The organism is Roseimicrobium gellanilyticum (genome assembly GCF_003315205.1).
Classification (GTDB): domain Bacteria; phylum Verrucomicrobiota; class Verrucomicrobiia; order Verrucomicrobiales; family Verrucomicrobiaceae; genus Roseimicrobium; species Roseimicrobium gellanilyticum.
The window spans coordinates 519,421-530,923 of record NZ_QNRR01000002.1 but is presented as its reverse complement, the minus strand read 5'-3'; the positions used below and the strand labels follow the sequence as shown (position 1 = coordinate 530,923).

Annotated in this window: 8 protein-coding genes; 3 read left to right on the top strand and 5 right to left on the bottom strand. The window is 58.0% G+C overall.

Annotated elements, in window-relative coordinates:
• The first annotated feature begins 75 nt into the window (after positions 1 to 75).
• Positions 76 to 1,293 (top strand): M14-type cytosolic carboxypeptidase, encoded by a 1,218-nt coding sequence (locus DES53_RS07370; RefSeq protein ID WP_170156934.1) that lies wholly within the window; start codon positions 76 to 78, stop codon positions 1,291 to 1,293.
• Positions 1,294 to 1,425: 132 nt separating this feature from the next.
• On the top strand, positions 1,426 to 2,322 hold the full coding sequence (locus tag DES53_RS07365; protein WP_113957589.1) for a DUF6528 family protein: 897 nt from the start codon (positions 1,426 to 1,428) through the stop codon (positions 2,320 to 2,322).
• 270 nt (positions 2,323 to 2,592) lie between these two features.
• Here DES53_RS07365 and DES53_RS07360 read toward each other — a convergent pair whose 3' ends face one another.
• Both DES53_RS07360 and DES53_RS32840 read right to left on the bottom strand, forming a co-directional pair.
• The gene (locus DES53_RS07360) at positions 2,593 to 2,865 is read right to left on the bottom strand and encodes a hypothetical protein (RefSeq protein ID WP_113957588.1); all 273 of its coding nucleotides are present in this window, start codon (positions 2,863 to 2,865) and stop codon (positions 2,593 to 2,595) included.
• 250 nt (positions 2,866 to 3,115) lie between these two features.
• The gene (locus tag DES53_RS32840; protein ID WP_170156933.1) at positions 3,116 to 3,385 is read right to left on the bottom strand and encodes a hypothetical protein; all 270 of its coding nucleotides are present in this window, start codon (positions 3,383 to 3,385) and stop codon (positions 3,116 to 3,118) included.
• Positions 3,386 to 4,978: 1,593 nt separating this feature from the next.
• Between DES53_RS32840 and DES53_RS07345 the strand changes: the two genes are divergently transcribed.
• Complete coding sequence (locus tag DES53_RS07345) at positions 4,979 to 5,362, top strand: hypothetical protein (protein ID WP_170156932.1); 384 nt, start codon at positions 4,979 to 4,981, stop codon at positions 5,360 to 5,362.
• Positions 5,363 to 6,264: 902 nt separating this feature from the next.
• On the opposite strand, the gene DES53_RS07340 is transcribed toward DES53_RS07345, so the two are convergent.
• From DES53_RS07340 to DES53_RS07330, 3 genes are all read right to left on the bottom strand, one after another.
• Entirely contained in the window at positions 6,265 to 7,647 is a 1,383-nt protein-coding gene (locus tag DES53_RS07340) for a TolC family protein (protein ID WP_211325476.1), read from the bottom strand.
• A 226-nt stretch (positions 7,648 to 7,873) separates the two neighbouring features.
• Positions 7,874 to 9,223, bottom strand: a complete 1,350-nt coding sequence (locus DES53_RS07335) for a beta-barrel domain-containing protein (RefSeq protein WP_113957583.1) — start codon at positions 9,221 to 9,223, stop codon at positions 7,874 to 7,876.
• Positions 9,220 to 11,457: a type I secretion system permease/ATPase gene (locus tag DES53_RS07330; RefSeq protein WP_113957582.1), complete on the bottom strand. Its 2,238-nt coding sequence runs from the start codon at positions 11,455 to 11,457 to the stop codon at positions 9,220 to 9,222. Before DES53_RS07330 ends, DES53_RS07335 begins: the two co-directional genes overlap by 4 nt.
• Positions 11,458 to 11,503 lie beyond the last annotated feature (46 nt).

The following is an 11,503-nucleotide window of genomic DNA, read 5'->3' as shown; positions in this document are numbered from 1 at the left end:
CCATAAGAAAGGCGGCGCCATGGCAGAATGCCAGATAGACTCTTCATTCATGGACGATCCTTTGATGCGTTTTGTATGAAATTGCTCATCCTCTACATAGTCGCTCTCCTACCCTTGGTGGTTCATGGTCAGGCGCGTTCTCCTGCACCGTCCTTTGCGATTGATGCCAGCTTCCCCGGTGGAAACGTCCTCGTGGCCAGGGTGGATGGCGACACCATCCACCTCGCTCCAGACAAGCGGGACAGCATGGTCCCCTGGTTCTACTGGTACTTCCGGGTCACGGGCGCGGCAGGTCGCACCCTGACCTTTGTGTTCGACAAGGCCAACATCGGCGTACGCGGCCCGGGCGTCAGTGTCGATGCAGGGAAATCTTGGAAGTGGCTCGGAGCAGACGTAGTGCAGGATGGCACGTTCTCCTTTGCCTTTCCCCCGAAGGCCCACGACGTCCGCTTCTCCGTAGGCATGCCCTACGTGCAGGGTGACCTGGACCGGTGCCTGCAGAGGCACAAGGGCAACCCATTCCTCCACCTTGAGCAGCTCACCAAGACACGCAAAAGCCGCGAGGTTCCCTTGATTCGAGTCAGCGACCCGGCAAAGAAGGCTCGCTACGCCATCGCCATTACCGCACGGCATCACTGTTGCGAAATGATGGCCAGCTACACCTTGGAAGGCCTGATGGAAGGAGCCCTGGCGGACGATGCGGCGGGACGCTGGCTGCGGGAGCATGCGGAGTTTCTCTTCGTTCCCTTCATGGATGTTGATGGCGTTGAAGATGGCGACCAGGGGAAGAACCGCTCACCCTTCGACCACAATCGCGACTACGCCACCAACGTGCCGCGGTATCCGGAAGTCGCCGCGCTCAAGGAACGGCTGCCCGCATGGAGCGCAGGGCGGCCCATGGTGTTCCTGGACCTGCATGATCCGGCCCTCCGCAATGACATCCACGAGGTGCTGCATTTTCTGGAGCCAGAGGACAAGATCCAGGCCGGACGCCTTGATGCACTCTGCACCCATCTCGAACGTGAGCAGCAGGGCCCGATCCTCTATCGCAAGTCAGGCAATCTACGCTTCGGCTCTGGTTACAACAAGATCACAGCTCAACCTGCTCCCATCAGCTCCGGTTGGGCGCGGTCTCTGCCGAACACTCTTCTCGGCTGCACCGTGGAAATTCCCTACGCCAATGCCAACGGCTGCGAAGTGAACGCCGAGTCGGCACGCGAGTTTGGACGAGACCTTGCCGTGACACTGATGAAGTTCCTTCAAGACCAAACCGGCAAGACCACTGACAAATGAAATCTCCCATCATGCTTTCTTCCCTCGTCGCGTACTCCAGGTTAGCAATCATCGTCGCCGTACTGACCTTTGTCTTCGGCGCCGCGGGTATTGGGAAAACACATCCACCCTTGAGCTGATACAATCCCATCCATGCAAAGGCACTTTCTCTTTTTCGCTCTGCTGCTGTTCATCACCAGCACTTTCTCTCCCATTCACGCACAGACGACGCGGCATGACGCCCGGTCATGGCTGGTATGCGGCGACAGCAGAATCCACCTCATAGACAGCACTTCGTCCAAAGGAACGACACCTCATATCGTATGGACGTGGGATGCGCATCTCGTCGAGGATCTGCCAGAAGAGTTCAGAAAACGAAAATTCAATTCCGTCGATGACGTGAAGGCGGTTCAAGGAGGCAGCCAGTTGCTGATCTCCTCTTCTTCAGGCGCCGTAGCCGTGTGGGATGTGGAGAAGAACAAGACGCTGTTTCATGCCTCGGTGCCCAACGCCCACTCCATTGAACTGCTGCCAGGAGGACTGCTGGTCGCGGCTGCTTCCACACATGCGGAAGGCAACAAGCTGATGCTCTTCGACCCGGCCAAGGGGAATAGTCCGGTATTCACGGACGAACTGCACTCCGCTCACGGCGTGGTCTGGCATGAAGGGCGTCAATCCCTGTTCGCTCTCGGCTTCGATGTGCTGCGGGAGTACAAGTTGGAGGGCACCACCCTCAAGCGTCTTCACGAGTGGAAGATTCCAGGAGAGAGCGGGCACGACCTGACCCTCTCGCCTGATCAAAAGAGCTTTTTCCTCACCGAGCATACCGGAGCGTGGAGGTTTGATCTCGACACTGCAAAGTTCTCAAAAATCGATGGCTTTCCTGATGCACCGAATATCAAGAGCCTGAGCATGACGGTCGATGGGCAATACCTCTACACCGTCCCTGAAGAAAGTTGGTGGACACATCACGTGAGTCTCCTCAATCCCGCAAGTCGCCTGGCGTTCCCAGGCATGCGAGTTTACAAAGCACGCTGGTATAAAGAGTAGCGTAGCCACGGCGCAGCGAGGCAATCAGGTCCACTGGCTCACTGAGTGATTGGGGCTCGGCATGGGAGTAGCCGGCATTGGTCTCGGCCGCGACACTTATGGTCGCGTCGCACCAACGTGCGCCAAAAATCAACCGGCCTCCACCGCCGCTTGGCGTGACGCTTACATCCAAAACGTCATTGATGACTCGCTTGGCAATCAAGCTCTTGATCGACTCGTTGCTTATTCTAGTTCATGGGGATAATAAGAATTGAGGAATGCCCCCAACTCTCACCCCTTCATCAGCGAAAACAAATCTTCCATGTGACTCAAGAGGACGATGCTCACTACACGGGCTAAATCTTCAAACTTGGGATCAAACGTCACATCAAGCGAATCAAGCGAGTCCTCTGTGCGATTGTAATGACAGTAGATTTCCCCAGGAAAAGAATATTCTGTTTTGATCTCAATTTTTTGCTTAACCCATTCCGCTTCCGGTTTGCCTCCTTCCAATAGCCGTATTTCAATCACAGGCTGCGAGAAGGCCCCTCTGGGAACAAACATTCAGTTCAAAATTATCACCTGTGATGCGACCCGAATAAGATCTGACGAAGCGAGCATCTGTTGCGGTGTCGAGTGAGGCAATCGAAGAAACTGTTGAATCATCATAGAAGATGACCTTTCGTTCCTCAAATTTAAACTCGACCATTCCAGGCGCGAACTCCAAGACGTTTTCCGAGGCGACTTCGTATGGAAGCCATCGAATCGGCCTGCGATAATGGCGGCGGGCCTTGATCAGGATCATACGATTCAGTCAATTCGCAAAATTCATCAGCGGTACTGTAGCGTCCCAGTTCGGCGTTGTATATGGGTTCCCATTTTCATCTGCGATTTGAGTCGTGAGCCGGAAAATCTCGTTTTGGCACTTATATCCCAAGACATTCACCTTGGCTTTTACTCTAAAGTTCACACTCACTGGACCACCCTCCCCATGAATACTAACCGCGCTCTCGCTTGCGTCACCAGACAAATTCCATGAAGTGTTGGCGCCACCTTCACCTAAAATCTCGGCCGCGTCCAACATGTCCTGTCCTCTTATGCCAACCCAGCCCGTCAGGCGCAAGGCCCTGCTCCAATACTCCAAGCTGGACACGGCCGCGATGGTAATGATCTGGAAACACTGGAAGGAAACCCAACCGTGATGTTTTCACTCTTCTTTCTAGCACCTAATTAGTGGCTCACAAGGAGAGTGCCCGCGGAGATTCTCGCGCCTACAGGATATTCAATGGAGACATTACACCTTCCTGCCGGCAGAAGAGCTTTGATACATCGACCACTTTTGATACCGCGGTCTTACGAGAGTAAAAAGCTGGCGGTCATTGAATTGTCCGTGCCGAAAACTCAGTCTGCCAGGTTTTGAGTTTCACCAAGTCCTTTTCAATTTCGTCCGGGTCTGGCAACTGCACCGGGCCTCTTTGGGCTGGGCGTGCTCATAGCGGGAATACTTATCCCACGTTGCCGCTGGCATGTCGCTTTTCGTAGATCGGGTATGTCTTTGGCGTCAGGCACACGAAATGTGCCTCGAACGTGCCTCGCCAGAGAAGTAATTCAATGCCAAATCTTGAGCATTGTCCTCAGGATGAAAAGCGCACCCGTCAGGATTCGAACCTGAAACCTTCTGATCCGTAGTCTTTCGCCGGCATGTTTCCTTGAGATGCCTTAAAAATACTCGTGACACGTCCTCTGGTCCATTTCACAAGGGAACCAGCGTCATCGTGAGTATTTTTAAGAGAACTCTGCGTAACCAGAATGAGCAGCGAGATTGCACAACAAATGCACAACACTACTCACCTGAACGGAAGTGCGCGCTACTGCCGGCATTCGGTCCTCCACTTTCAGCGTCTATGCGCAAGCTCTCCGACTCATCGCCAGCGAAATTGCAGAAATTTGCGACCAACCAGCCTTGGGAGCCGATGGGATGGCCCTGAGGGACAAGAAAGGCCGTCCAATTCTAATGTCCCGGTTTGACTACAAAAAAAGGAGGGCGCAAAGCTTGGGTTTCGAAGGTCGACGCGGTGCCGCAGAGCATATTCTCATCGAATGAAGTCCAGCGATGGAAGCTCTCGTATGTTGAAAAGAGAGAGGCAGCTCCGGATGCCGCGCCGACGCGCGGTCAACAGCGTAACCTCCCATCTTAGGAATGCTCGCTCGCTGTTCAGCGAAAAGGCTCTGAAGCATGTCCATTCGAAATTGACGCTCCCCTCTCCCCTGCCCTTTGCCGACGTGAGCTTGGAAAAGCGCGGTAACAGCCGGTATCAGTCAAAAATCGAGGCCCCGCAACCCGTCGCGGACGCTCGAGCGGAGCTTGCTGAAGAGCCCGCGATGGGGTTCGGTGCTGGCTGGCACGGGGCACCATTTCCACCCCTGGGTTTATCGACAAATTCAAGAGCTTCGCATGCATTTCCGAGGAGGAATGTTTCCCTATCAAAGCAGTCCTCATCGTGAGAACCTCAAAGTGCTGCAGACTGATATCGCTCAAGTGCCCACGCTCGGAAGAATAGTGAGAGCAAAGCAGCGCCGCAAGCAGCCAACGAGCGAAGTCGAAATGCAGATGCTCGCATTTTGGCAATGGTATGACCGTGCGAATCGCTACCATTGGAGGAGGCTCTCAGAAGCCATGCTAGCCGCTGCCGCATGTGGGGAAGTGGAATTCTTCATGCACGTCGCAGACATTCTGCAGAGGGGCTTCGTATCCCCAGATGCCGCGGCCAACGAACGCCATGGTATCTGGACAGCAATCAAAGTCCGACAGGCAAAGTGGGTGGAGGCGAACCAGATTCGCCTTCCATGCCTCAAGAGTGACATCGTGATATCGTGGCAGGAGGTCGATGAGGAGATCGAAACCAATTCCGTCTTGAGACAGATGCTCCCAGAGTGGTCCGAAAAGTCCAGTGAGGCCCGCCGACGCATCATCACCCGTGTTGCCAAAATCGTGGGCGCGAGGTTGAGCGGAAGCAAGGGTTCCTCTGGCCGAAAGGTTACGGACAAGCATAGGCGCTAAGGCTGTCCACGATATCAACACCGAACTTTTGCGAACACTGAAAGTGATGACATTTATCCAGGCCACCAGAGCAATCACTTGGCAGTCTTTCCCAGTGGTGCCTTTGACTGCATCAAGTTCCAAGGAGATGGGCCAGAAGCGGCTCACCACCGACAGGAGATTTTCTCGCTTGTCGGGCTTCCCGGCGATCCTCTCTTGAATGTGCCACCCACGAAACCCCTTGAAGTCAGCGCTGAGCAGCTGAACTGGGAGGCCGACTGTCAGCGTTTGCTTCGAGATGTCAATTCACTGGCCAAACTGGCTCATTGGAGGGGCTGGTCAGAGCAATTCTGCACCGAGATCACGAAGGCAAATGTCATAGGCCTGCACGAAAACTGGATCTGCTTCCCAGTCCGTGAAATCAATTCTGGGTTAGTAAGGGGCAGACACGTGTTTGCAATGGCCAGGAGAAAATGGCGGCAAGGCAGGGTATGCTCCAGGCCCGAATATCCCCTTGATACTCGGTGCGACGTCGCTGGATGGCGTAACGCATGCGCACCTCATGGCTCAATCCCAAGGCCGAAAATCCCCCGACTATGCGCTAGCGGCACCGACAAAACCGTACAGAACTGCGTTTTGTCGGTTTTGTCGGTGCAAGGGAGCGAGGTTCTACAGAATTCCTCCTTCAACAGCCCAAACCTTTCGCCAGGTCCATCAGGACACAATGGTGCCAGGGAAAAGAGTTAGTGAACGGATCGATTCCCTGGTAGTCACCGTGAGCCACATCTTGGTTGATGGTCTCTGATTGCCCCTCATTCCGCAACGTGAGTGTGCTTGTCTCGCGCGGCAGGTGGATGGGCCGCGAGGCTCCATCCTCGCCCGCCGCGCGTCATGCACGCACTGCATGATTTTTTCGAACCGGCCTACTTCGAGTTTCGCTGTCCCAGTGGGCGTGTATTCGCCAGTTCCACGGACTGCGGCACCCGGTCGCCCATGGAGCGCGCAGGGGGGCTGCCATCCGGCTCACGTGGGGTGGCGATGTGCTCTGCACCCGCAGCGTAGGTGATGAGTCCGCTCGTGAAGTAGAGCAGGCTGTAGCCCAGCTTCGCCTGGTCTCGCTCCTCCTCCGCGATGCGGATATTCGCCGAGGTGACTTCATTCTGGATATCGAGCATGCTCAGCAGCGGGCGCGTGCCCAAGTCGAACTGCTCCCGGTACAGTCCAACGGTCCCCTTCAGGCTCTTGGAATACTTCCGCAACAGATCGAGGCGGTATCCTGCGGAAGTGTAGTCCGCCCAGTGGGCCGCCGCATCCTGCCGGATGGTCTCATACACCTCCTGCGTGATGGCCTCCTGCCGCTCGATGTCAGCACTGGCCTGCTGGATTTCCGCTTTGCGCCGTCCCCCATCAATGAGATCCCAGCTCATCACTATCATGGCACTGGCCGAGTTGTCCCGGCCCTCGATGCCATCCACGTCCTGTCCCACCGTGCCGCGTCCTTCGAGGTAGAAGCGCGGGGCATACTTGCCCTTCAGAGCGTCCTTCTGCAGGGTGGCGGCGGTGTGCTGGTGCAGAGTGGCCTTGTAGTGCCAGTTCTTATGGAAGTCGAGTGAAGCAAAAGATTTCACGGAGGGCACGCGCGGCATGGCCAGGGTGTTGGGCACAGGCTCGCCCACGAGCCGGAGGTACTTCGCCTCGGCCTGCTTCAGCGCGAGACGGCGCTCGCGGACCAGGTTCAGGGCAAGATTGTAGCGGGCATCGGAGAGGTCCACATCCGCTTGGGTGCCGGCAGCCTCCGCACGCTCCTTTGCCAATCCGAGGACGCGGCTGTGCTCGGCCACATTGTTTTCCGCATACATGATCTGCCGCCTGGCATGGATGATGTCGAGGAAGACACCAGTCACCGCATACGCGGTGAGCTCGCGCTGCTGCTTCTCCAGCATCAGCGTGGCCTCACGACGCTGCTGGGCGTCCTTGTAGCGATTGGAGAAATAGTTATTCGACCACAGAAGCTGGCGTCCCACGAGACTGGCGCTCCTGCTGAAGAGCCATTCGTCGCTGGCAAGGAAGCCATCGGAACTGCGGTCTCGTCGTTCTGCGCCTGCCGAGGCCTCCAGGAAGACCTGCGGACGCATGTCTGCCCGCATCTCCTTGGCGAAACCATCGGCCTGGATGACATCGGCAAAGACTTTGCGAACAGTGGGGTCATGCGCCAGCGCTTTGGTGATGGCGTCCTTCAGGTTGACGCTTCCTCTGGAGGCCGCGCCTCCGCCCTCTCCTGCCCTGGCCGTTGCAAGGAAGGCCATGCAGGTGCCCGTGATAAATACCATTGTTGTTTTCATGTTGTGCGTACATGTGTTTTTCAGGCTTGGGTTTTGTCTTTACATTAACCTAATAAAAAGAGACAAAGCTCCGCCATGATGCTGTGTGCCATGCCGGCTGGCGCGCTGCTCCATGGTGGCAGCCGTATCGACCCGCAGTGTCTTCAGCAGTGATGGTGTGTGTGTGTGACGGTCCTATCCGTCTGCCCCGTCAGCGTTCGCGGAGGGCTCGCTCCTTCGCGCGGTAGACCGGGCTGAGCAGGTAGTTGAGTATTGTCTTTTTCCCAGTGATGACGTCCACCTCGGCAACCATGCCGGGGATGATGGAAAGCTGTCTGCCATTCTTGTCCAGACCGAGAGTATTTTTGTGCGTGCGCACGCTGATGGGATAGTAGCTGGCCTCCTGCCGGGAGACTCCCAGACCTGCGGCGGAGCGAGCGGGCCGCCCCGGCTCATCCGTGACCGTATCCGCGCCGATGCGCTCCACCTCGCCATCCAGCCCGCCATAGATGGAGAAGTCATACGCGGTGAATTTCACCCGCGCGTTCGCACCGGGACTGAGGAAGGCGATGTCAGACGGCTTGATATACGCCTCCAGGAGCAGTGTGTCATCCAGTGGGACGATGGCCATGATGTCCGCACCGCTCGGCACCACGCGACCCACGCTGTTGATATAGATCTTGTTCACGATGCCGTGCACCTCAGAGCGGATGATCGTGCGGTCGAGCCGGTCCTTGTCGCGCTTGATGGCCTGCACCACGGATTCATACTCCACACGATCCTTGTCCAGTTGCTCCATGGCGAGCCGCTCAAAGTTCGAATTCAGCGTCTGGAGATCCCCCACCACGGCGGCAATTTCCTTCTGCGTGCGTATCAGCTCTATCGGAGACACGGCGCGGGAGGCAGCACCCGTTTGCAGCAGTTCCTCCTCACGGCGCATCAGCTTCAGGCGGCTCTCCAGGCTGGCCTGCGTGGCCAGGCGGTCCGCCTTCCGTTTTTCGAAGAGCTTGCCCTCCGTAGCCACGAGTTCGGCCCGCACGTCCGGAGGGAAGGTGAGCTCTGGTGAGCGCTCCGCCTCCGCCTGTAGCCGCACGAGCCGCGCCTCGAGCACCTCACGGCGCGCCACATTCTCCTGGTAGTTCGAGGCGAAGATGACATCGCGGATGCGCACCAGCGGCTGGCCCACCTCAACCGTCTGCCCCTCCACCACATGCAACTCCTCCAGAATGCCGCCCTCCAGGCTCTGGATGATTTGAACCGCCTGCGAGGGGATCACCTTGCCATGGCCACGTGTAACTTCATCGATCTCCGCATGCGATGCCCACCAGATGAAAAGGCCCACGGCGCCCACGGCAAGCCAGGGTCCCAGGGCGCGGAGCTTGCGCCCGCGGCGGCTCAGGAGCACACGCGCGCCCTGCACGAAGTCGGCGTCCTCATTCTCCACGATATCCCGGCGTGACTTCGCCGTACCGGAGGTGGAGTTCCGGCGCATGTCCGAGGCACGCCAACCCCTGCCGGCGGTCGCGCCCTGGCCTCCCTTCATGTGTAGTGCCGTGCTCATACTCTGGATGCGTGGACTTGTGGCTGCGCTGCAAGCGGATGCTGCGGACGGGACTTCTGCTGAAGGTGCTCGATGGCACCCTCCGCGGGACCATCATGGTGTATCCTACCCTCGTGCAGAATGATGATGCGGGTGGCGATCTTGAGCAGGCTCGACTTGTGCGTGGCCACCACCAGGGTGCGAGTGGCATCCCCCGCAAGGTAGTTGCTCAGGCAGTTCATGAACTGCTGCTCCGCCTGGAGATCCAGACTCGCGGTGGGCTCATCCAGCAGCAGCATCTTTGGCCGACGGACCAGCACCCGTGCCAGCGAGAGCGCCTGCCGCTGCCCACCGGAAAGGAGGGAACCCTGCTCACCCACCTGGGCGTGGATGCCTGCGGAATTCCTCACCACAAAGGAGGCCAGTCCCACCATCTGCACCACGTCCATCACCTGTTCATCCGTGATGCCACGAGCACCCAGGGTGATGTTGTCCTTCAGCGTGCCGCAGAAGATGGCGGCATTTTGCGGGAGGTAGCCCACATGCTCGCGGACCACGGCAGGGTGATACTGTGGCATGGAGATGCCATCCAGCGTGATCTCTCCCGAGGTGGGCTCGTAGATCTTGGTCATCAGCCGCAGCAGGGTGCTCTTGCCCGAACCCATGCGCCCGAGCAGCGCGACCCGCTCGCCCTGTGAGATGCTCAGCGTAAGGTCCGCGAGGGAAGGCACTGACTGCCCGGGATAGGCCAGGCTCACATGGTGGAACTCATACGTGGGCCGGAAGGAACGCTTCTGGATGAACATGCGCTCCTCCGCCGTCTCTCGTGGGAGCGCCATCATGGTATTCAATCCACCCAGCGCATGCAGTGCCTGCTGCAACCGTGTCATGAGGCCCGCCGCCATGGCCAGCGGCGTCATGATGCGGCTGCCGAGCATCACACAGGCAATCATGCCACCCAAGCTCATCTCGCCCTTCTGAATCTGGTACACCGAGGCTACGATGATGGCGATGGAGGTCACATTGATGATGGCCTTCGTGGTGGAGTCACCGAGCAGCGAGTACCAGTGCGCACGCACCTCCTTTCGTGAAGACTCCGTAACGGCCCTCTCGAACTTCGCGAGCAGTGCGCCCTCCGCATTGGATGCCTTCACGGTCTCCATGCCATTCACCGTCTCCGAGACCAGCGTCTGCCGCTCCAGCCCGGATTCCGAACCGTCCACCACGGACCGCCTTAACGCTGGCTGAATCAAGAGCTGGAAGAAAATGGTGAGCGAAATCGAAGCCACCATGAGCCACCCAATCACCTGCCCTCCCAGGAAGAATGTGGCCGCCGTCATCAGGATGGCAAAGGGCACATCCGCCAAGGCGAGAATCGAGGCAGACACGAAGAAGTCCCGCAGCACCTCATAAGACTTCGCCCGGCCTGCCAGCATGCCGGAGGATGGTGGCCGCACGCGCATTTCCAGCGAGAGTATCTGCAGGAAGAGATCACTGGCCAGCACGCGGTCCATTTCGCGCCCGCTTTCCTTCAGCACGTAGCCGCGCATCAGGCGCATGATATACTCAAAGGCAAAGATGGCTCCCACTCCCGTGGCCAGCACCCACAGTGTCTCCTCGGCACTGTTCGGCACCACTCGGTTGTACACCAGCATGGTAAAGAACGGCAGGGCAAAGGCAAAAAGGTTCACGAGAAACGACGCTGGCAGCAGTCGCAGGTAGTCCGCACGAAATCTCCACAGCGTGCTCCAGAACCAGCGGCGCCGCTGCGCGGCATGGTCGATCTCGCCTGCTGCTCCTGCCACCGAGGTGAAGTCATCATGACGCCGCAGGAGGATGGCGTAGCCGGAGTATGCCTTGCGCAGCGCACGCGCGTTCCCCGCGAACACTCTTCCCGAGCCGTCCATCGCCTCGAACTCGATGTCCCCCGCCCTCCCCGGCAGCAGCACTCCCACGTTGTCATCCTTCAGGAGCAGGATGGCTGGGAGGATGGGACGCGCCAATTTGCGAAGCTTTCTCCTGACAACCTGAATCTTGAATCCGGCTGCATGCGCCGCCTTTTCAAAGATCCTCACGGTAAGTCTGCCGGAACCGTCCACAGGCAGGCCTGCCAGCACCACCTCCGGGCTGAACTCCACGCCATGCCAGTCGGCAACACGCGCGAGGCAGCTTAATAGTGGATCTTCCAGTTCCTCACCATCCGCACTTGGTGGCGCGGACGAGACCTCGGGTGGCTGAACGTACTGGTCGACCATAAGACCGGGAGTGCGTGTGTGGAAATGAGATGATGCGAGTGTCTCT

What these genes read in the sequence shown, in the direction of transcription:
- DES53_RS07365 (WP_113957589.1), top strand. Translation starts at nt 1,426, where the DNA reads ATGCAAAGGCACTTTCTCTTTTTCGCTCTGCTGCTGTTCATCACCAGC.
- DES53_RS07335 (WP_113957583.1), bottom strand. Translation starts at nt 9,223, where the DNA reads ATGAGCACGGCACTACACATGAAGGGAGGCCAGGGCGCGACCGCCGGC.
- DES53_RS32840 (WP_170156933.1), bottom strand. Translation starts at nt 3,385, where the DNA reads ATGTTGGACGCGGCCGAGATTTTAGGTGAAGGTGGCGCCAACACTTCA.
- DES53_RS07345 (WP_170156932.1), top strand. Translation starts at nt 4,979, where the DNA reads ATGCTAGCCGCTGCCGCATGTGGGGAAGTGGAATTCTTCATGCACGTC.
- DES53_RS07370 (WP_170156934.1), top strand. Translation starts at nt 76, where the DNA reads ATGAAATTGCTCATCCTCTACATAGTCGCTCTCCTACCCTTGGTGGTT.
- DES53_RS07340 (WP_211325476.1), bottom strand. Translation starts at nt 7,647, where the DNA reads ATGGCCTTCCTTGCAACGGCCAGGGCAGGAGAGGGCGGAGGCGCGGCC.
- DES53_RS07330 (WP_113957582.1), bottom strand. Translation starts at nt 11,457, where the DNA reads ATGGTCGACCAGTACGTTCAGCCACCCGAGGTCTCGTCCGCGCCACCA.
- DES53_RS07360 (WP_113957588.1), bottom strand. Translation starts at nt 2,865, where the DNA reads ATGTTTGTTCCCAGAGGGGCCTTCTCGCAGCCTGTGATTGAAATACGG.